An 18,872-nucleotide genomic window follows, 5' to 3' on the forward strand; every position below is an offset into this window, starting at 1 on the left:
GTTTCGCCAGCCTGCCGGTCGCCGCGATCGCTAAACACGAATGATATTGAGCCGCAGAGCGCTGACGACGGCCTGCGTTCTTGTCGTACATCCGAGTTTCTTGATCGCGCTGCCGATGTGATTGTTCACCGCATTTTCCGTAAGGTCGAGAAGCTTGGCAATTTCATTGCCCTTCCGGCCTCCGGCAGTCAGCCTCAGGCAGTCCAGTTCGCTTGGCGTAAACTCGATGGGCCGGTGTTTCTCGTTCAATGTCAGCTGTGAAAGCCGGTCATAGATGAGCGTGGCGATGAACAGCAGCTTCGCCATTTCGATCATGCTGAAATTCCGCGGTCCGGAAATCGACATGGCGCCGCGCCCGCCGGCAGCATCGTGGACGGGAAAATAGGCGCCCTTTTCCATGCCGTATCGGTGGAACAGCTCGATGACCGTCGACTTCTTGCCTTCGCCGCGATTGGTGTTGATCGCTTCGACGTCATAATTGAACGGGCTGGTCGATTTCAGCATCCGTCGGATCACCGGGCTGTCGATCAGCAAATTATGGGCGTCATAATAATCCACCATTTCCGCCGGCCAGTTGGTGATGATTTTGGTGGCGCCGATTTCGACACTGTCGACGGTCGGCAGCGTCATGAACAGAAAGGCATTCATTTGAAGGTCCTGCGTCAGACCCTTCATATATTTGAACACTTCGTAATGCGTGTTGAAGCCCGCGGCGACTTCCTCGATTCGATTGAATTCGGCCTCGAGCTTCATGTCTTTCTCCGATCTGCAGTCGCATCCTTATGAGACAACGAGGCCTTAACAAATCGTAAAGGCGCTTTGCGGCTTGCGGGCAGAAAGGCGGCTGGAAATCGCCGATACCCGCATGGGAAATCGGCCCCGGAAAATCTTGTATCGAACCGGCACGTCCGAAGGAGATGCCTCTATCAGGTTGATTTTATTGGCGCATTTTATTGTTCCGGGATTGACGTCAACAGTCCTGATCGGCAATCGGCCGGGTTAATGGATACTTAAAGAATTTGCCGGATTTTATCTTCGGATTTCTCGGCCGGCGCAAGCCAGTCGTGAGATCGCGGCAGATCCTCGCTCAGCGACCGTTCAAGGGGAATAACAGACGGCAAAGGTTGGTCCCGGGTGTGAATAGCTCCAAGACCGGCAGCGTTCTTCAGCCAATCTGATTTCATCGGCAAACTTATATTAAGTACTGTAAATATTAGGGGAATGTCTCGTGCCTTGGCAGGTCTTGATCGGAAATGTGGCCGCGGTCTCGCTGGTGATTTCGGTGTGGATGCACCTGCATTACAAGCTTTACCGCCTGACCGAGGTCCAGGCACAACTTGGTTTCGGCTTGATGATGGGCCTCGGGGCGGTCCTGTCGATGCTGCTGTCCGTCGAGGTCGGCAGCGGCTACTATCTCGATCTCCGTTCGACCTTGCTGGCGGTTTCGGCTGTCTACGGCGGCCCGCTGGCGGTTCTCGTGACCGGAGCCCTGACCGCAGCACAGAGGATTTCCATGGGCGGCGCCGGTGTCGAACCGGCGTTGATCTCGATCATGCTGGTTTCCGCGCTTGGGCTGGCGGTCCGCATTCGGTTCGGCAGGGGCACGGCGGATGCCAAAAAGGCCGTGGCCTGCGCCGTCACGGTGGCTGCCGTCACATTGACGATGAGCATTCTTCACCGAACCGGCAACCCGCCCGTGACGGCGCTCAGCCTTGCAATCATCGCCGGGAAATTCGCCGCGACTTTGGCCGCGGCATCCGTCATCACCTATTTCCGTGCCTTTACCCTCGAGCGGGATATCTTGAAGGCCGCGCTGACCCAGGCGCCTGATTTCCACTATGTCAAAGACCGCAACAGCCGCTTCGTCGTCACCAATCTCAACGTCGCGCGGGATCACGACCGCACCAGGTCTTCGGAGATGGTCGGCCTGACCGATTTCGATCTCTATCCCAGTGAAATGGCGCAGACATTCTTCGACCGCGAACAGGAGATCATGTCGAGCGGGGAACCGCTGGTGGATTTCGAGGAGCCGCTCGTCGAAGAGAACGGCCGGGAACGCTGGTTCGTGACGTCGAAGATCCCGTTGCGAAACCGGCACGGCGATCTGATCGGGCTTTCGGGCGTGACCCGCGATATCACCGAGAAAAAACGTCTCATTCAGGAAGCCGTCGACAGCAAGAACGTGCTTTCCCAAGCGATGACGGAAATGTCCGATGGCCTCGCCATGTTCAATCCCGAGGGCCGGCTGGTATTTTGCAACGATCAATATCGCGCTGCCTTTCCCGGCTCCGCCGACGCCAGACAGCCGGGCGCGCACATTGCCGATATCCTGCAGGCCGCCATGCGCAGCGGCGAGCGGATCGATGTGAGCCCGGATGCCGGCGAAGACTGGATCGAAACATCGGCAGCGCAGCTTTTCCTCACCCATGACAGCGAAATACCGATGTTCGACGGACGCTGGCTCAGGCAGCGCACGCGTTTGGCAGCCGACGGTTCCGCCCTGGTGGTGGTTTCCGACATCACCGCGATGAAACATTCCGAAGAAAGGCTGACGCAGCTCGCGCTGAAGATGAAGGGGCTGGCCGATACCGACGCATTGACCGGCATCGCCAATCGCAGAGTATTCGACGAGGCGATCGCGGAGGAGTTTGCCCGCGCCCGCCGGGTCGACTCCGCTCTCAGCCTGCTGCTGATCGACGTCGATCACTTCAAAGCCTACAATGACAGCTATGGTCACCTCGAAGGGGACAACTGCCTGAGGGTGATCGGCGAGGTCCTCGGGTCGGTTACCAAGCGGCCGTCCGACCTTGCCGCGCGATTTGGCGGCGAGGAATTCGCCATTCTGCTTCCCGGCACCGACAGGGATGGCGCGCTGCGCCTCGCCCGGATGCTGCTCTCGGCATTGCATCGGCGGGCAATCCCGCACCGTGAAAGCAGCAAGGGGATGGTGACGGTCAGCATCGGCGTGGCGACCATGTCGGAGAGATTTTCGACGCCGGCAGAGCTGATCGAGGCCGCGGACCAAGCGCTCTACGCCGCAAAGAAAAATGGCCGCGATCGTGTCGAGGTTGCCGCAACCCAAGCCAGAGCGGCGTGAACGGCTCGAACAGGTCCTCGATCTTGCTTCCAGGCAAATCTTATCTCGCAAGCCTGCCGATCGTCTCGATCTCGTTCGTCCATATGCCCGCCGCATAGTTCTTCGGCAGCCGCGCCAGTTCAGCGCGATCGTCGATGCCGGTGGAAAAATCACTGCCGCGATAGGGGCCGAGCACGAAGACTTCGGTGCCGGCATCTTCCATCCGGTTGAGAAAGCGGTCCGGCCAGCCCCAGAGCCATGGCGCGATATTGATCGGCACCAGCATCATCCGATGCTTGCAGGCCTCCGGCGTCAGGCCGATCCATCCATAGCCGATATAGCTGAACAGGCAGCCCTTCAGGCTCGCGCGCGAAGCGGTCCGGATGTCGGGCGCCAGCCGGCGGATGACGTCGATCGGCTCGTCGCCGCCATAGACGATGATGTCAGCCCGTCGCTCGGCAGAAAGTCCGTTGAGCACGGCGGCGAGTTTTTCGCCTTCGGAAGGGTCGCGGCTCTTGACGTTGACGAGGAAGCGCCGATCCGGAAAGGTCGACAGGACTTGCGCCAGCGTCGGCATCATGCCGATGCCGCGGCCGCGAAAGGGAAAGGTCTTGCCGCCATCGGCGGTATAGCCGTAGCCGATGTCGAGCTTCTTCATCTCGGCCATCGAATGTTCGCGTGTCACACCGTGCCCGTCGGTGCGGCAGTCGAGCGTCCAGTCGTGAAAGACGGCGAATTCGCCATCCGTCGTCGGATGCACGTCGATCTCGACGATATCGGCGCCGGCGGCAAAGCCCGCCCGCATCGAGCGGATGGTGTTCTCGAGATAATCGTGTTTCGGCGCCAGCATGCGGGCGGCGGTGCAGGTGTCGTTCTTCAGATCGGTTTCATCGAACCGCTGGGCGATGCCGCGATGGGCGAGCAGCACCGGCTTTCCCGGCCGATGCTCCGCCAGAAGGCTGGTATTGTTGAGGTAGAGGCCGGCCGTGGCGAGTGCGACGGCCGCCGCGCAATAAAAAAGCTTCCTGCCCAATATTACCCCTCCTGATTGCATCGAAGGCTGCAACAGCTAGAAGGCGATTCTGGTTGTTGTTGGGCTGTTTTCCGGCTTTTCTGGAGCGGGGCTTGGGAAAAGGCGAAACGATTTTGCCGCGAAAGAGCTTAGGATGTCGGAATCTCGTTTGGCCGATCGTCTTCAAGACGGATAAGCGGTGGAGAACAGCCATGACGATTACCATTACCGCCTTTGAACGCTCGCCCGATCGGGGCAGGGGCCTGGCGCGTGATATGCGGGTTCGCTGGGCGCTCGAGGAAGTGGGCGAGCCTTACGAGGTCCGACTTGTCTCGTTCGCGAAGCTGAAAGAACCCGCGCATCGCGCACTTCAGCCTTTCGGCCAGATTCCGACCTATGAGGAAGGCGATCTCGCTCTCTTCGAGTCCGGGGCGATCGTCTTCCACATCGCCGAGCGCCATGCCGGCCTGCTGCCGCAGGATGCGAATGCCCGGGCGCGGGCGATCGCATGGATGTTTGCCGCGCTCAACACCATAGAGCCGCCGATCTTCGACCGGGCGCTTGCCACCATCCTGGAGCGCAACGAGCCTTGGTACGAGCAGCGCCTGCATTCCCTCGAGCTCACCATCGGCAAACGGCTCACCGATCTTTCCCGTCGGCTTGGCGATGCCGACTGGCTTGATGGCGCCTTCAGCGCCGGCGACCTTCTGATGGTGACGGTGCTGCTGAGGCTGAAGGGATCGGCTCTGTTGGACGGCTATCCGAACCTTGCTGCCTATGTCGCACGCGGCGAAGCGCGGCCGGCTTACATCAGTGCCTTTGCCGCCCAGCTGGCGATTTTCACCGCCGCCTCGGCCGGCTGATCCGTATCGCAACAATCGAAGGCTACCGCCATGGAACCACAGGACGACGAACTCATCCGTTTCGAAGCAGAGGGCGCAGCACCTCTGCCGCCGGCAACGATCGAAGGTCATGTCGAACGTGACGGCGCCCGCATCTGGTATGCATCCTACGGCGCCGGCCCTCCGGTCATTCTGCTGCATGGCGGCCTCGGCCACAGCGGCAACTGGGGTTATCAGCTTGCCGCGCTCTTGAGCAGCGGCCGTTGCGTCGTGCTGATCGACAGCCGCGGCCATGGAAGAAGCACGCGCGATGCCAGGCCCTATAGCTATGAGCTGATGGCCGCCGACGTGCTGGCCGTCATGGACGAACTCGCTCTCGAAAAGGCAGCGCTCGTCGGCTGGAGCGACGGCGCCTGCATCGCTTTGATCCTCGCCGCGACGGCGCCGTCCCGTGTCGAGGGCGTCTTCTTCTTCGCCTGCAACATGGATCCGAGCGGTACGCTGGAATTTCATCCGACCCCGGTGATCGACCGGTGTTTCAGCCGGCACGCCAGGGATTATGCCGCCCTCTCGGCAACGCCGGATGATTTCAACGCCTTCGTCGAGGCGGTCAGCCTGATGATGCGGACGGAGCCGAATTATCAGGCTTCCGACCTTGCCATGATCAAAGTGCCGGTGGCGATCGTGCTTGGCGAGCACGACGAATTCATCAAGCCCGAGCATGCCGAATATCTTGCCCGCAGCATTCCGGACGCTGAGATGATTTATCTCGAAGGCGTCAGCCATTTTGCCCCGCTGCAGCGGCCCGCCGAGTTCAACGCGGCGGTGGTGTCCTTCCTGGATCGGATCGGTTCATGAATCGCGCCCTCTGGTCTCGCGTCCATTTCCCGCTATCTCTAGCCCTATGAGACCTGATGCGCTGCTTTATCCCGCCCCGGAAGGGCTCTATTGTCCCGAGGGCGGCTTTTATGTCGATCCGGTGCGGCCGGTTGAGCAGGCGCTCGTCACCCATGGCCATTCCGATCATGCCCGGCCGGGCCATGTGAACGTGCTCGCCACCCGCCAGACGCTCGACATCATGCGCCTGCGTTACGGCGACGGCTTCTGCGCCAGCGAGCAGGCCGCCGTCTTCGGTGAGGATCTGCTGGTCAACGGCGTCAAGGTGAGCTTTCATCCCGCCGGCCACGTGCTCGGCTCGGCCCAGATCGCCATCGAGAAGAACGGCACCCGCATCGTCGTCTCCGGCGATTACAAGCGTCGCCCCGACCCGACCTGCGCCGCCTATGTGCCGGTCGCCTGCGACGTCTTCATCACCGAGGCGACCTTCGGCCTGCCGGTCTTCCATCACCCCGATCCGATGGATGAAATCGGCAAGCTGCTGGCCTCGCTCCGGCAATTTCCCGAGCGCACCCATCTCGTCGGCGCCTATGCGCTGGGCAAAGCCCAGCGCGTCATCCGGCTGCTGCGCGACGCCGGCTACGGCGCGCCGATCTATATCCACGGCGCCATGGAAAGGCTCTGCGACTATTATGTCGGTCAAGGCATCGATCTCGGCGAGTTGCTGCCGGCGACGATCGAAAGCCGCGACAAATCCGCCTTCAGGGGCGCGGTCGTCATCGGCCCGTCCTCTGCCTTCGCCGACCGCTGGGCGCGGCGCTTCAACGAGCCGCTGCCTGCCTTTGCGTCGGGTTGGATGATGGTGCGCCAGCGCGCCAAACAGCTCGGCGTCGAGCTGCCGCTGGTGATCTCGGATCATTGCGACTGGCCGGAGCTGACGGAAACCATCCGCGAGCTGCACCCGGCCGAGGTCTGGGTGACCCACGGCCGCGAGGAGGCCCTGGTGCGCTGGTGCCAACTGCAGGGCATCAAGGCCAAACCGCTGCATCTGGTGGGGTATGAGGATGAGGCGGATTGAGATGAGCTCTGTGCTGGATCAAAACCCCTCCCCAACCCCTCCCCACAAGGGGGAGGGGCTTAGCTTGCCGAACCGTGCCACCACAAAATTACCGCCGAGAACGCTGAGTTCGAAAGAGGGCAGGGCAGTGCCACGAGTTAGTCCCTCCCCCTTGTGGGGAGGGGTTGGGGAGGGGTTTTCATCCCGCGAAGGTGGGGAGGGGCCTTCTGCCCGAGGTAGGAGGCCGATATGAAAGCCTTCGCCGACCTCCTCGACCGCCTTGTCCTCACCCCCAGCCGCAATGGCAAGCTGAAGCTTCTCACCGATTATTTCCGCGATACGCCGGATCCCGACCGCGGCTATGGCCTTGCCGCCATCGCCGGCACGCTGGAGGTGCGCAACGTCAAGCCCGCCATGCTGCGCGAGCTTGTGCTGGAGCGCATGGACGAGGTGCTGTTCCGCTATTCCTATGATTATGTCGGCGATCTCGCCGAAACCATCTCGCTCGTCTGGGACAATGAGCGGGATATCGACCGCTCGGCCCTGGCCCAGCCGCGTCTCGGCGAGGTCGTCGCCGGTATGAATGCGCTCGGCCGCACCGAGGTGCGCGGCTATGTCCGCGATCTGCTCGACCGGCTGGACGCTTCCGGTCGGTTCGCTTTCATCAAGCTGGCGACCGGCGCCATGCGTATCGGCGTGTCCGCCCGCCTCGCCAAGCAGGCGCTGGCCGATCTCGGCGGCAAGGACGTCACCGAGATCGAAACCCTCTGGCACGGGTTGCAGCCGCCCTATGAGGCGCTGTTTACATGGCTGGCCGGCGGCGGCGAAAAGCCGGTGCTCGCCACACCGGCGATCTTCCATTCCGTCATGCTCGCCAATGCGGTGGAGGAGGGGGATCTTGCCGGCCTCGATGTCGCCGATTACGCCGCCGAATGGAAATGGGACGGCATCCGCGTTCAGCTCTCGCGTTCCGGCGACAGGCGCAAGATCTATTCCCGCTCCGGCGACGATATTTCGGGTGCCTTTCCCGATGTTCTCGATGCGATCAGTTTTTCCGGCGTCGTCGACGGCGAGCTGCTGGTCGGCGGTACCGCCCGCTCCAACAGCCCGACCCGCACCTTCTCCGACCTGCAGCAGCGCCTGAACCGCAAGACGGTGACGCCGAAAATGCTGGCCGATTACCCCGCTTTCATCCGCAGTTACGACCTGCTCTTCGACGGCGAGGAGGATGTTCGCGGCCGCGCCTATGTCGATCGCCGCGACCGCCTGGCCGAGATCATCGACCGCGCGCCGCACGACCGTTTCGACCTCTCGCCGCTCGTGCCATTTTCGTCCTGGGACGAACTCGACGCTTTGCGCGCCGCCCCGCCGGATCCGGTCATCGAGGGCGTGATGATCAAGCGCCGCGACAGCGTCTATCAGGCCGGCCGGATGAAGGGCCCCTGGTTCAAGTGGAAGCGCAACCCCTATAATGTCGATGCGGTGCTGATGTATGCCCAGCGCGGCCACGGCAAGCGCTCCAGCTATTATTCCGATTTCACCTTCGGCGTCTGGGCCGATGACGAGGACGGCGAGCAACTGGTGCCGGTGGGAAAGGCCTATTTCGGTTTCACCGATGCCGAACTCGAAGTGCTCGACAAGTTCGTGCGCAACAATACCACCGAGCGTTTCGGTCCGGTGCGCGCCGTGCGTGCCGACAAGGATTTCGGCTTCGTCGTCGAGGTGGCCTTCGAAGGCATCAACCGCTCGACCCGGCATAAATCCGGCGTCGCCATGCGTTTTCCCCGCATCGCCCGCCTTCGCCCCGACAAACCCTCCTACGAGGCCGACCGGCTGCGCACGCTGATCGCCATGATCGACGCCAAGCCGGCATGAACTTTATCCCTGCGCAACAATGACGCAGGGCAATATTTTCAACATCATGTGTATTGGCGGCACCGGTTTTCCGGTGCAAATCTGGCATGTCGGGGAGATGATTTGGGTGCTGCGTTATGAGCTCGCATGAACGAAATTCCTTTTTCCGCCAACGCCGCGCCGTGCTGACGGGTCTTGCCGGCGCGCTTGTCCTGCCGCAAATGGCGGCGGCCTTCGATGTCCCGGACGAGCCGCGGCTAGCCAAGCACGATTACGCCAAGGTCCGCAGCCATTTCCGCACGAAGCTGCTGCAGAAGGGCCCGGCGCCGGACAAATACGAATCGCTGACAGCGCCTGCCGATGCCGACAAGATCTTTTACCGCTCCGGTTACGGCGAGCTGGAGTTGGTCGCCTGGGTTTCCAAATACAAGCGCGAGCGCACTGCCAAACCGGCCGTGCTTTTCCTGCACGGCGGCAACGCCATGGGCATCGGCCACTGGCAGTTGATGAAGCCCTATATGGATGCCGGCTACGTCGTGATGATGCCGTCGCTGCGCGGCGAGAACGGCCAGATGGGCAATTTCTCCGGCTTCTATGACGAGGTCGACGATGTGCTTGCTGCCGCCGAGCGCCTGGCGCACCTGCCGGGCGTCGATCCCGGCCGTCTGTTCATCGCCGGCCACAGCATCGGCGGCACGCTGACCATGCTGACGGCGATGAGCACCCAAAAATTCCGCGCCGCCGCGCCGATATCGGGCAATCCCAACGCCTTCCGCTTCTTCAGCCGCTATCCGCAGGATATCCGCTTCGACGACAGCAACACGCATGAATTCGAGGTGCGCTCGGCGCTGTGTTACGCCCAGAGCTTCAAGTGCCCGATCCGTGTCGTCCACGGCACCGAAGAGGCCCATTTCAACGATCGCGCCGATCTGCTGGCCCGCCGCGCCCGCGCCGCCGGCATCCACATCGAAACCGACACCGTCGCCGGCAATCACACCTCGGCGCTGCCGGCCGAAATCGAGCAGAGCATCCGCTTCTTCCACGGAGTGGCGGCCTGAATCTCTACCGATATCAGCAACAGCAATGAAGTGTGACGGCTGAGATCCCGCTGCCCACGGTGGCGGGCTCATCGTTTCTTGGTCCCGCTTTTTCCACCCCAACGCCAGCCTCGCGCCAGCCGCGGATGCCATCTTCCCGGCAGATATCGCTGTCTCGCCGATCGTTGATAAGGGTGGTTCCATGAATTTTCTGCGCCGGGTTTCCCCGATTGCCGGGCTCGTGATTGCGGTTGCGCCGCTCTCCGGCTGCAACATCCTCATTCCCGATGTCGCCGCCGATTCGCCCGCCCGCTTCGTCCAGGAAACCTCGCCGGTCTTCTACCAGCCGCCCGGCGTCGATCCGCGCCGGGTGCGGCCGATCCCCGATCAGCCGGTGCCGCAGACGCGCGAGCTCTACAAGACCCAGTTCCATCAGACCTACGGCCTCCCGGTCAGCAATCCCGTACATATGGCTATGTATGGCGAGCTGCGCGACGAGGATTTCACCCTGCCGGCGATCCCGATCAGCCGGGTGCAGCCGCAGTTCCTGCGCCAGGAGGTCGATTACCAGACGACCGAACGTCCGGGCACCGTGATCGTCGATACCAAGGCGCATTTCCTCTATTTCGTCGAGGCGGGCGGCAAGGCGATGCGTTACGGCGTCGGCCTCGGCCGCGAGGGTTACGCCTGGTCGGGCCGCGGCGTCATCCAGTGGAAGCAGAAATGGCCGCGCTGGACGCCGCCGGTCGAAATGGTCTCGCGCCAGCCCGATGTTCGCGCCTTTTCGGCCGAAAACGGCGGCATGAATCCGGGGCTCCAGAACCCGCTCGGCGCCCGCGCCATGTATATCTTCAAGGACGGGCAGGATACGCTCTATCGCATCCACGGCACGCCCGACTGGCAGTCGATCGGCAAGGCCACCTCGTCCGGCTGTGTGCGTATGCTGAACCAGGATGTCGTCGATCTCTACGATCGCCTTCCTGCCAAGGCCGAGATCGTTGTGATGTAGCGCTGCAACAGCGCTGCTGATATCGTCCGTTTCAGGCTGGACACGTCTGCGTGAAGCTATGGTTTATTTGGCGCAAGCCGATAGATCTTCTCTTGTTGTTATCGGCATCGGACGAATCGCTGGTTCATGCGGCGTGTCGTCCGGATTCCCGCATCAGAGGAAATCAGTCCCGCGTCATGAGCTTCGATAGACATCTTTCCCGCCGCAGCTTTCTTTCCTTTTCGGCGTTGACCGCCGCCTCCGCGCTTACCGGCTGTGCCTCCTCGGCCAATACGGTAACATCGGGCGATACCACGATCATCTACCGTTCGCCGATGCGCCTCTTCCAGTCCCCGGCTGCGTCGAGCGTGCCGAGCGGCGCCGAGCTTGCCGTCATGTATGGCCCGGTCGAGGATGGCGGCTTCCTTATTCCCGCCGTTCCCTACGAGCAGATCGATCCGCGCTATTATCGCCAGCGCGTCGTCGACCCCACCGGCCAGCCGCCCGGCACCATTGTCGTCGATACGCCGTCGCGTTTTCTCTATCTCGTCCAGGCCGACGGCATGGCGATGCGCTACGGCGTCGGCATCGGCCGGGAAGGTTTCGCCTGGCAGGGCTCGGGCGTCATCCAGTGGCGTCAGAAGTGGCCGCGCTGGAAGCCGCCGAACGAAATGGTCGCCCGCCAGCCGGAGCTGGTCAAATATTCGATCGACAACGGCGGCATGGAGCCGGGCCTGAAAAACCCGCTCGGCGCCCGCGCGCTCTATATCTTCTCGAATGGAGAGGACACGCTCTACCGCCTGCACGGCAATCCCGACTGGCGCTCGATCGGCAAGGCCGTCTCGTCGGGCTGCGTCAGGCTGATGAACCAGGATATCATCGATCTTTACGACCGCGTTCCGACAAAGGCGCCGATCGTCGTCTGGCAATGACGTCACCGCGGCGGCCTCGATCGGGCCGCCGCGGCCCATTTCCCTGGGAGGTGCGCAGGCGCGTTCCGCCGGGGTGCTTACCCTGGGGCAAGCGCGTGCTTGCCCGGGGGTAAGAGTTTTCATTTTAGGCCGGCAGAATATTTATTTTTGGAATACCATTGCTTAGTTCGATAAATAGCCTACATGGTTGATATCGAATTGCTTGCGACTTTTGTCCACGCGCCTGAAGCGCTCCGTCAGATATCCTCTCAACATCGATACGGCTTGTCGGACATTCCGCAAGCGAAGCACAAACGGTTGAAAAGGAGATCGTTATGAATTCAGGCGTCGTCAAGTGGTTCAATGGCACCAAGGGTTTTGGGTTTATTCAGCCCGACGATGGTTCTACGGACGTTTTTGTCCACATTTCAGCGGTCGAACGCGCCGGCATGCGCGAACTCGTTGAAGGTCAGAAGATCCGCTACGATCTCGTCCGCGACAAAAGGTCGGGCAAGAATTCGGCGGATAATCTTCAGGCCGCATGATTTGTCATTCGCCTGCGCTGACCACGGATGTACTGGCAGCGAAATGGCTGAGTGACGGGAAGAGGTCGGGTACCAGCCCGGCCTTTTTGCTTTGCGGCCCGGTCGTTCTGATCGGCCGTTGGGGAGACGAAGAGTTGAAAAGACGCTGAAATGGGCAGACCGAATTATCAAATTGGCGACATGATCGTGCTGAAATCGGGCTTCACCCGCACGGCGAAAGCCGAGAAGCGGTGCCGGATTTCCAGCATCCTTCCCAACGACCACGGGCATGTGCAATATCGCGTCCAGTTCGATGCGGAGAATTTCGAGCGCCGCATCACCGAGGCTGACATCGATACCGGGGAAACGCCCTCCAGGGGATCCGTCGAGGCGGCGGTCAAGTCCGACGGCGCCGAACCCTGGCTGAAGTTTTCGAGCATCCGGACGGGCAAATAGTCCCGCCGTTTCATCATTCACAGCGCGGCTTCGCCGCCGACAGGAAGGATATCGTTTTGCAGGTTCTCGTCAGGGATAACAATGTCGATCAGGCGCTTCGCGTGCTCAAGAAGAAGATGCAGCGGGAAGGCCTGTTTCGGGAAATGAAGGCGCGCAGCGCTTTTGAAAAACCGTCCGAAAAGCGCGCCCGCGAAAAGGCCGAAGCCATTCGCCGCCAGCGCAAGCTCGCCCGCAAGAAGCTGCAGCGCGAAGGCCTGCTGCCGGCGCCGAAGAAGGTCCTCCGCGCCCGCTAACCCGGCCGTAGGAACCATGGCCGCCGCGAAATCACCCCGTGGAATCGCGGCCCGGCCGTGGAATGCCGTCAAGGGGTATCTCGGCCCGGGCGCGGAATCGCGGCTTCACCCGGGAGCTGTGGTTCCAGCCGTGGGTAATGCCTAAAGCCGCCGTCATCACCTGAGAAAGGGGCACATGACCGCCACCAAGGGAGAATTCTTCAATCCCGCCAAGCTTTCGTCTCGCGACAAGGCTGAGGCAACCGATCACACGGCGCGCGCCATTATCGCCGCCGAGGCATCGGCCCGTGACAAGAAGACGGAAAAGCTGAAGGCCCTGCGCCTGCAGCAGGAGGCCGAAGCCGAGCCCAAGGGGGCGCCTGTCAAGAAGCGCCGGTCGCCGGCGAAGCCCGCTCCGGGACGGCCCTGATCCTGGTTATTTAACCTGACCGGTTGAATGCATTCAGCCGCCCGTGCCGGCGCGGCCGAGATTGCCCCGCAGCCGATGCAGCATGTCGCGCATCGAAGCCATTTCCTCGAGCGTGCAGCCAGCAGCCTGGCCGATCGCCGTCATGATCGTATCGATCTCGCCCTTCATCGCCTCACCTCCGGGGGTCAGCGACACGATCACCTGCCGTTCGTCGCGCAGGTCGCGGATGCGCTTGATCAGCCCGCTCTGTTCCAGCCGTTTCAACAGCGGCGACAGCGTGCCGGAATCGAGATCGAGCTGCTCGCCGATCGTCTTCACCGGCAGCTCGCCGCGTTCCCACAGCACCAGCATCACCAGATATTGCGGATAGGTCAGGCCGACCCTGTCGAGGATCGGCTTGTAGGCGCGGGTGAAGGCATGCGCCGTTGCATAGACCGCAAAGCACAGCTGCTTTTCCAGCCGTTTTTCCTCCTGCGGTATCTCCATGGTCTTTACCGTTTGCGCTTTCATATCCACCATCCCTGAGGCACCGATTGTCCTCTTTTCGCATTTGAAATGCAATTTGCAAAATTAACTTGCGTACAATTTAATTGTGCGATATTAAAAATCCAACCCGATCGAAGGGCCAACCAAAGGAGATCGTCATGCCTATTCTCTATACGACCAAAGCCTCTGCCACCGGCGGCCGCGCAGGCCGCGCCGTTTCTGAAAACGGCGTTCTGGACGTGACGCTGACCGTTCCCAAGGAGCTCGGCGGCGACGGCGCCACCGGCACCAATCCCGAACAGCTCTTTGCCGCCGGCTACTCCGCCTGCTTCCTCGGTGCCCTGAAATTTGTCGCGGGCCAGCAGAAGGTCAAGATTCCGGAAGACACGACGGTCTCCGCCAAGGTCGGCATCGGCCCGCGTGAAGATGGCACCGGCTTCGGCATCGAAGTGGCGCTGACGGTCGATATCCCCGGCCTCGACCGTGAAGCCGCCGAAAAGCTCGCCGCCGCCGCCCATATCGTCTGCCCCTACAGCCACGCCATGCGCACCTCGACCGAAGTTCCGGTCACGGTTGCCTGATCCGAGCGTTCAGCAGGGATGCGGGAGAGGGAGCCGACCAGCCCCTCATCCGGCTGCCGCCACCTTCTCCCCGTAAACGGGGCGAAGGGACCACGCCGCGACCTCTCCGTTCCCCGCTGGCCTCTCGCTGGGCACGTCCCCTCGCCCCGTTTTTACGGGGAGAGGGTTAGGGTCATATGCGCTAGGTTAGCCTGGCGCATATGTCATCGCACTGTTTTCGGCGTCTTCGGGGCGGCTCGCAGAGGTGGCGGCGACTTCGGGTGAGGAGATTGCAGACGGCCTGCCACAGCAGCGGTCCGCGGATGGCGGCGCAAATGCCGGCCAGAGCTATCTTCATGAGACGCCAGCGTGAGGGGCTAGCCTGTGGGATTGGCGTATCCAGAGGGGGGAGAGTCCGGGACTTGCCCGGCAATCTGTTCGGCGATGATGGCCACGATCAGTCTGGCATAGAGCCATGCCTGCGCCAGTTCCGGCTTCTTGGCCGGCAAGCTGTCGAGGCCAGCCAGGCTCTTGAAGCGTTTGAACGCCAGCTCGATTTGCCAGCGGAAGCGATAGAGGGTGAGAACATCAGCCGGCGGGAAGGTGGCGGCCGGCAGCGAGGTCAGCAGCAGAATGTACTTTGCCGCCTCGAGACTGCGCGGATCGGGTTGTTTGCCACGCTTTCTAGCGTCCTTGAGCAGGCGTTTGTGCTCGGCTTCCACCTGTTGCGGATCCTTGCGCCGGACAACCAGGCGCAGGACCAGTGGCGTTGCCGCCGTCACGCCTTCGTGGATACGAACCGTGAGTTCACCTTCCTGCTCTTGCTGAGCGGCGAGCGCGGCAAACAGATCGAAGGGCTCGCCATTCGTCTGCAGCAGGCGCAAGGAGTTCCAGCCGGTCCGCACGATGAAGTCTGCGCCGGCATCGATCACCGGCCGCAGATTGCGCGGTCTTGCATAGTAGCGATCGGCCAGCACGATATTGCCGGGTGCATAGGTCAGGCGCTGCAGGTTCTCGGCGCCATGGATGTCGGTCAACTCAAGCTGATCGACCTGAGCCGTTGCCAGGTCGTAGCCGACATGCAACCGCCATGTCGTGCGGTCAGCGCCCGGTTGGCAGATCGACGTCCCGTCGAGCACCCGCAAGCGATATCCGGCCCAGCGCCCCGCCGGCACTTTGGCCTGTTCGGCAATCAGCGCGGCCACGATGTCGCCAAGCCAGGGTGCTGCTTTGCACAGCCGCTCGAGCAGCGATGGGTCGGACAAGCGGGCGATCCCGCCGGCTTCGGCCCAGGCACAGGTCTCGCGCAGCGACATGCCAAGGCCGCCATAGGCAAGCGCCAGCCGCAACAGTGTCGCGGCGTTCTTGATTTCCCGCACCCGCGTGAAGGCACCGCGCAACCGCGCCGTCGCTTCCAGGTCAAAACCCGCCGGAAGCCGCGCGCTCACTTCCGGCCAATGATCCAAAATCTCAGGACGAATCTTCATCCCAAGCTTGAATCACAACCAGATTCCTCATGTCCAGTCCTAAACCTAGCGCATATGAGGGTTAGGGTGAGGGGCCGCCATCGGCGCCAGCCAGACAGCCGTGGCTCTCCCGGCCATCCACGCACACACTGCCGTATATGGCGGGAGCGGCAGCTTTTTCGAAAGATCCCGGAGGCCGTCCGGCTCGCCCTATTCGCCCATTGCCCGTTCCCTGTGAGGGGACCTGCGGACGGAGGGCTTCGGCATTTCACCCGACATCCCCGACAATGCCTGCAGATCCTGCCGCAGCCGTGTGGCATCACCGTCCGGCAGCGCGGCGTCGATCGCCGCATGCGTCGCTTCCCAGATCGGCAGCGCCTTTGCCAGCACGGCCTTGCCTTCCGCCGTCAGGCGCAGCAGCCGGCGGCGCCGGTCTTTCGGGTTCTCCATCACCTCGACCCAGCCCTTGCGCTGCAGCGGCTTCAGTGCTGCCGTCAGCGTCGTCTGGTCCATGGCGAGCAGGGCGGCGACCGGTCCCATCGGCGGCGGCTCCGGCCGGTTCAGCGACATCATCAGCGAAAACTGCCCATTGGTCAGCCCGGCCGGCCGCAGCGCATCGTCGAACAGCCGGGCGAGCGCTCGCGCCGCTCGCTGCACATGCAGGCAGAGGCAGGTGTCGCGCACCAGAAGCGTCGTGGAAAAGGGAATCTCGATCGAATTTGACATGGTCTATTTATATTGATATCAATGTATTTGGTCAAGGAGAAGGAGATGGGCCGGCTTCACCGGCGGGCGCCGGAGGAGGGCGCATTTCATGCAGAACGAGGTTGTTTCCCGCGAGCAATGGCTTGAAGCTCGTCGTGCCCTGCTGCTGAAGGAAAAGGAGGCGACGAGGCTGCGTGACAGCGTCAACGCCCAGCGCCTGGCGCTGCCCTGGGTCAGGGTCGACAAGGATTATGTCTTCGACACGCCCGAGGGAAAGAAGTCGCTCGCCGATCTCTTCGACGGCCGCAGCCAGTTGCTGATCTATCATTTCATGCTCGGCCCGGATTGGGATGCCGGCTGCCCCGGCTGCTCCTTCCTGTCCGATCATGTCGACGGCGCCCTGCCGCATCTCAACCATCACGACGTCACCTGGGTCGCCGTCTCGCGCGCGCCGCTGGCAAAGATCGCCGCCTATAAAAGCCGCATGGGCTGGAAATTTCCCTGGGTCTCGTCCTTCGGCAGCGATTTCAATTTCGACTATCACGTGTCTTTCAGCCCGGAGGACCTTGCCAAAGACAAGGTCTTTTACAATTTCACCCCTATGCCGCCTGACGACGCCAATGACGAACTGCCGGGGCTCAGCGCCTTCTACCGCAACGACAAGGGCGAGGTCTTCCATACCTATTCGAGTTATGCCCGCGGGCCGGAGGAACTGATCGGCACTCTGATGATCCTCGACCGCGCCCCGAAGGGCCGCAATGAGGACAGCACGATGAATTTCGTGCGCCGCCATGACGAATATGAGGAGGCTGAAAAGGCGCCATCCTGCTGTCATTGACGTGGGCCACCATCACTCAAGGGAGAAGAGGATGATGAAGACCGCAGAAGTGTTGAAGGAACATTCCTTCCTGGAAAGGCTGGTCGGCGACTGGACCGTCAGCGCACCCGAAATGTCCGGCGGCGAGGAGTGGCGGGAGACCGTCCGTTCGCTGCACGGCATCTGGTTCGTCGCCGAAGGCTCAGGCCGCATGCCTGACGGCAAGCAGGCGAGCAGCATCCTGACGCTCGGCTACAACGCCGCCAAAGGCAAATATGTCGGCAGCTGGATCGGCAGCATGATGGACTATATGTGGGTCTATGAGGGCGAGCTCGACGCGTCCGGCAACGTCTTGGACCTCTACACCACAGGGCCGGACTTCAACGGCGAGGGGCTTGCCGATTACCGCGAGCAGATCGCCTTTTCCGACGCCGATCACCGCACCTTCATCTCCAGCGCCAGGCAGCCCGATGGCTCCTGGAAACAATTCATGGAAGCGCACTACACCCGCAAGATCTGACAATCACGGCGCATCGACCTCGAAAAAGGGGCGCCGACAAAGGGAGAGTACGATGTCTGAGACGCATGGAAAGTTCATCTGGTGCGAGTTGATGACCCCCGACACAGCGGCTGCCGCGAAATTCTACAGCTCGGTCGTCGGCTGGACGACCTCCGAAATGAAGATGGAGGGCATGCCGCCCTATACGATCTTCGAGGCGAACGGCATCGGTGTCGGCGGCCTGATGGAATTTCCGGCCGAACTCGAGGGCAAGGGCATTCCGCCGAACTGGACGGGTTATGTCTGCGTCGACGACGTCGACCAGTCGGCTAGGGACTACGCCGCCAACGGCGGTTCGGTCCGCCGCCCGCCGGAAGACATTCCGACCATCGGCCGCTTCGCCGTCGTCGCCGATCCGCATGGCGCCGTGCTCTGCATCATGACGCCGGCGCCGATGGACAAAACCTGGCCGGAACTGGCCCCCGATGCGCCCGGCAATATCGGCTGGCACGAACTCTATGCCGGCAACGGCAAAGACGCCGTTTCCTTCTATTCCAAGCTGTTCGGCTGGACGAAAGACAGCGAAATGGACATGGGTCCGATGGGCGTCTACTACCTCTTCGCTTATCACGGCAAACAGATCGGCGGCATGATGACCAAGCCTGACAATATGCCGATGCCGTTCTGGTGCTATTATTTCATCGTGCCGACCCTCGATGCCGCGATCGAACGCCTCACCTCGGGCGGCGGCAAGGTCGTCCACGGCCCGATAGAAGTCCCCGGCGGCAGCTGGATCGTCCAGGCCATGGACCCGCAGGGTGCCTTCTTCTGCCTGGTGGCGCCGAAGCGGTAGCATTGTTGGGGGGCGTCGTCGGCGGTGTGCCGTGTGGCCCCCTCATCCGCCCTACGGGCACCTTCTCCCCGAGAGGAGAAGAGGGAATCGAGACGTTGCGGCATATCTCTTCTCCCCTCGGGGAGAAGGTGCCGGCAGGCGGATGAGCATCTGTGTTTGATGTCAAGGCGGATTTGGGGTCCAGATGCGG

At 62.0% G+C, this 18,872-nt stretch carries 21 protein-coding genes; 16 read left to right on the plus strand and 5 right to left on the minus strand.

Annotated features, from left to right (window positions below):
- Positions 1-30 precede the first annotated feature (30 nt).
- Entirely contained in the window at positions 31-753 is a 723-nt protein-coding gene (locus CO666_RS27565; RefSeq protein WP_097615194.1) for a helix-turn-helix transcriptional regulator, read from the minus strand.
- Positions 754-1,228: 475 nt separating this feature from the next.
- On the opposite strand from CO666_RS27565, the gene CO666_RS27570 reads away from it, so the two are divergent.
- Positions 1,229-3,097 (plus strand): diguanylate cyclase, encoded by a 1,869-nt coding sequence (locus CO666_RS27570; protein WP_097615195.1) that lies wholly within the window; start codon positions 1,229-1,231, stop codon positions 3,095-3,097.
- A 40-nt stretch (positions 3,098-3,137) separates the two neighbouring features.
- Here CO666_RS27570 and CO666_RS27575 read toward each other — a convergent pair whose 3' ends face one another.
- On the minus strand, positions 3,138-4,109 hold the full coding sequence (locus tag CO666_RS27575; protein ID WP_097615196.1) for a glycerophosphodiester phosphodiesterase family protein: 972 nt from the start codon (positions 4,107-4,109) through the stop codon (positions 3,138-3,140).
- Positions 4,110-4,300: 191 nt separating this feature from the next.
- On the opposite strand from CO666_RS27575, the gene CO666_RS27580 reads away from it, so the two are divergent.
- The 11 genes from CO666_RS27580 to CO666_RS27630 all read left to right on the plus strand — a co-directional run bounded on the left by CO666_RS27580 (position 4,301) and on the right by CO666_RS27630 (position 13,296).
- A complete protein-coding gene (locus CO666_RS27580) occupies positions 4,301-4,951 on the plus strand; it encodes a glutathione S-transferase family protein (protein ID WP_097615197.1) in 651 nt (216 codons plus the stop codon).
- Between the two features lie 30 nt (positions 4,952-4,981).
- Entirely contained in the window at positions 4,982-5,788 is an 807-nt protein-coding gene (locus CO666_RS27585) for an alpha/beta fold hydrolase (protein WP_097615198.1), read from the plus strand.
- A 46-nt stretch (positions 5,789-5,834) separates the two neighbouring features.
- Positions 5,835-6,845: a ligase-associated DNA damage response exonuclease gene (locus CO666_RS27590; protein ID WP_097615199.1), complete on the plus strand. Its 1,011-nt coding sequence runs from the start codon at positions 5,835-5,837 to the stop codon at positions 6,843-6,845.
- Between the two features lie 228 nt (positions 6,846-7,073).
- Positions 7,074-8,699: a cisplatin damage response ATP-dependent DNA ligase gene (locus CO666_RS27595; RefSeq protein ID WP_097615200.1), complete on the plus strand. Its 1,626-nt coding sequence runs from the start codon at positions 7,074-7,076 to the stop codon at positions 8,697-8,699.
- Between the two features lie 116 nt (positions 8,700-8,815).
- Entirely contained in the window at positions 8,816-9,736 is a 921-nt protein-coding gene (locus tag CO666_RS27600; RefSeq protein ID WP_097615201.1) for an alpha/beta hydrolase family protein, read from the plus strand.
- A gap of 181 nt (positions 9,737-9,917) precedes the next feature.
- Positions 9,918-10,724, plus strand: a complete 807-nt coding sequence (locus tag CO666_RS27605; RefSeq protein WP_097615202.1) for a L,D-transpeptidase — start codon at positions 9,918-9,920, stop codon at positions 10,722-10,724.
- A gap of 176 nt (positions 10,725-10,900) precedes the next feature.
- Complete coding sequence (locus CO666_RS27610) at positions 10,901-11,635, plus strand: L,D-transpeptidase family protein (protein WP_097615203.1); 735 nt, start codon at positions 10,901-10,903, stop codon at positions 11,633-11,635.
- Positions 11,636-11,949: 314 nt separating this feature from the next.
- Positions 11,950-12,159 carry a cold-shock protein gene (locus CO666_RS27615; protein ID WP_010068541.1) on the plus strand — a complete coding sequence of 70 codons (210 nt, stop codon included), beginning with the start codon at positions 11,950-11,952 and terminating at the stop codon, positions 12,157-12,159.
- 150 nt (positions 12,160-12,309) lie between these two features.
- The gene (locus tag CO666_RS27620) at positions 12,310-12,594 is read left to right on the plus strand and encodes a cold-shock protein (RefSeq protein WP_097615204.1); all 285 of its coding nucleotides are present in this window, start codon (positions 12,310-12,312) and stop codon (positions 12,592-12,594) included.
- A gap of 56 nt (positions 12,595-12,650) precedes the next feature.
- Complete coding sequence (gene rpsU / locus CO666_RS27625; RefSeq protein ID WP_003569533.1) at positions 12,651-12,887, plus strand: 30S ribosomal protein S21; 237 nt, start codon at positions 12,651-12,653, stop codon at positions 12,885-12,887.
- Positions 12,888-13,062: 175 nt separating this feature from the next.
- Positions 13,063-13,296 carry a hypothetical protein gene (locus CO666_RS27630; RefSeq protein WP_097615205.1) on the plus strand — a complete coding sequence of 78 codons (234 nt, stop codon included), beginning with the start codon at positions 13,063-13,065 and terminating at the stop codon, positions 13,294-13,296.
- Between the two features lie 33 nt (positions 13,297-13,329).
- On the opposite strand, the gene CO666_RS27635 is transcribed toward CO666_RS27630, so the two are convergent.
- A complete protein-coding gene (locus CO666_RS27635) occupies positions 13,330-13,815 on the minus strand; it encodes a MarR family winged helix-turn-helix transcriptional regulator (RefSeq protein WP_097615206.1) in 486 nt (161 codons plus the stop codon).
- Positions 13,816-13,940: 125 nt separating this feature from the next.
- On the opposite strand from CO666_RS27635, the gene CO666_RS27640 reads away from it, so the two are divergent.
- On the plus strand, positions 13,941-14,363 hold the full coding sequence (locus CO666_RS27640; protein WP_097615207.1) for an organic hydroperoxide resistance protein: 423 nt from the start codon (positions 13,941-13,943) through the stop codon (positions 14,361-14,363).
- 356 nt (positions 14,364-14,719) lie between these two features.
- On the opposite strand, the gene CO666_RS27645 is transcribed toward CO666_RS27640, so the two are convergent.
- Both CO666_RS27645 and CO666_RS27650 read right to left on the minus strand, forming a co-directional pair.
- A complete protein-coding gene (locus tag CO666_RS27645; RefSeq protein ID WP_097615208.1) occupies positions 14,720-15,829 on the minus strand; it encodes an IS4 family transposase in 1,110 nt (369 codons plus the stop codon).
- 189 nt (positions 15,830-16,018) lie between these two features.
- On the minus strand, positions 16,019-16,534 hold the full coding sequence (locus CO666_RS27650; RefSeq protein WP_097615209.1) for a MarR family winged helix-turn-helix transcriptional regulator: 516 nt from the start codon (positions 16,532-16,534) through the stop codon (positions 16,019-16,021).
- Positions 16,535-16,622: 88 nt separating this feature from the next.
- On the opposite strand from CO666_RS27650, the gene CO666_RS27655 reads away from it, so the two are divergent.
- Genes CO666_RS27655 through CO666_RS27665 form a run of 3 tightly spaced genes read left to right on the plus strand, consistent with a single transcriptional unit; the run spans position 16,623 to position 18,682 of the window.
- On the plus strand, positions 16,623-17,351 hold the full coding sequence (locus CO666_RS27655) for a DUF899 domain-containing protein (RefSeq protein WP_097615210.1): 729 nt from the start codon (positions 16,623-16,625) through the stop codon (positions 17,349-17,351).
- A 31-nt stretch (positions 17,352-17,382) separates the two neighbouring features.
- Positions 17,383-17,850: a DUF1579 domain-containing protein gene (locus CO666_RS27660; RefSeq protein WP_097615211.1), complete on the plus strand. Its 468-nt coding sequence runs from the start codon at positions 17,383-17,385 to the stop codon at positions 17,848-17,850.
- Between the two features lie 52 nt (positions 17,851-17,902).
- Entirely contained in the window at positions 17,903-18,682 is a 780-nt protein-coding gene (locus CO666_RS27665) for a VOC family protein (protein ID WP_097615212.1), read from the plus strand.
- Positions 18,683-18,872: the final 190 nt, after the last annotated feature.

The sequence above is a fragment of the Rhizobium chutanense genome, from assembly GCF_002531935.1.
Classification (GTDB): domain Bacteria; phylum Pseudomonadota; class Alphaproteobacteria; order Rhizobiales; family Rhizobiaceae; genus Rhizobium; species Rhizobium chutanense.

What these genes read in the sequence shown, in the direction of transcription:
- CO666_RS27565 (WP_097615194.1), bottom strand. Translation starts at nt 753, where the DNA reads ATGAAGCTCGAGGCCGAATTCAATCGAATCGAGGAAGTCGCCGCGGGC.
- CO666_RS27580 (WP_097615197.1), top strand. Translation starts at nt 4,301, where the DNA reads ATGACGATTACCATTACCGCCTTTGAACGCTCGCCCGATCGGGGCAGG.
- CO666_RS27585 (WP_097615198.1), top strand. Translation starts at nt 4,982, where the DNA reads ATGGAACCACAGGACGACGAACTCATCCGTTTCGAAGCAGAGGGCGCA.
- CO666_RS27590 (WP_097615199.1), top strand. Translation starts at nt 5,835, where the DNA reads ATGAGACCTGATGCGCTGCTTTATCCCGCCCCGGAAGGGCTCTATTGT.
- CO666_RS27595 (WP_097615200.1), top strand. Translation starts at nt 7,074, where the DNA reads ATGAAAGCCTTCGCCGACCTCCTCGACCGCCTTGTCCTCACCCCCAGC.
- CO666_RS27600 (WP_097615201.1), top strand. Translation starts at nt 8,816, where the DNA reads ATGAGCTCGCATGAACGAAATTCCTTTTTCCGCCAACGCCGCGCCGTG.
- CO666_RS27605 (WP_097615202.1), top strand. Translation starts at nt 9,918, where the DNA reads ATGAATTTTCTGCGCCGGGTTTCCCCGATTGCCGGGCTCGTGATTGCG.
- CO666_RS27610 (WP_097615203.1), top strand. Translation starts at nt 10,901, where the DNA reads ATGAGCTTCGATAGACATCTTTCCCGCCGCAGCTTTCTTTCCTTTTCG.
- CO666_RS27615 (WP_010068541.1), top strand. Translation starts at nt 11,950, where the DNA reads ATGAATTCAGGCGTCGTCAAGTGGTTCAATGGCACCAAGGGTTTTGGG.
- CO666_RS27620 (WP_097615204.1), top strand. Translation starts at nt 12,310, where the DNA reads ATGGGCAGACCGAATTATCAAATTGGCGACATGATCGTGCTGAAATCG.
- CO666_RS27630 (WP_097615205.1), top strand. Translation starts at nt 13,063, where the DNA reads ATGACCGCCACCAAGGGAGAATTCTTCAATCCCGCCAAGCTTTCGTCT.
- CO666_RS27635 (WP_097615206.1), bottom strand. Translation starts at nt 13,815, where the DNA reads ATGGTGGATATGAAAGCGCAAACGGTAAAGACCATGGAGATACCGCAG.
- CO666_RS27640 (WP_097615207.1), top strand. Translation starts at nt 13,941, where the DNA reads ATGCCTATTCTCTATACGACCAAAGCCTCTGCCACCGGCGGCCGCGCA.
- CO666_RS27645 (WP_097615208.1), bottom strand. Translation starts at nt 15,829, where the DNA reads ATGAAGATTCGTCCTGAGATTTTGGATCATTGGCCGGAAGTGAGCGCG.
- CO666_RS27650 (WP_097615209.1), bottom strand. Translation starts at nt 16,534, where the DNA reads ATGTCAAATTCGATCGAGATTCCCTTTTCCACGACGCTTCTGGTGCGC.
- CO666_RS27655 (WP_097615210.1), top strand. Translation starts at nt 16,623, where the DNA reads ATGCAGAACGAGGTTGTTTCCCGCGAGCAATGGCTTGAAGCTCGTCGT.
- CO666_RS27660 (WP_097615211.1), top strand. Translation starts at nt 17,383, where the DNA reads ATGATGAAGACCGCAGAAGTGTTGAAGGAACATTCCTTCCTGGAAAGG.
- CO666_RS27665 (WP_097615212.1), top strand. Translation starts at nt 17,903, where the DNA reads ATGTCTGAGACGCATGGAAAGTTCATCTGGTGCGAGTTGATGACCCCC.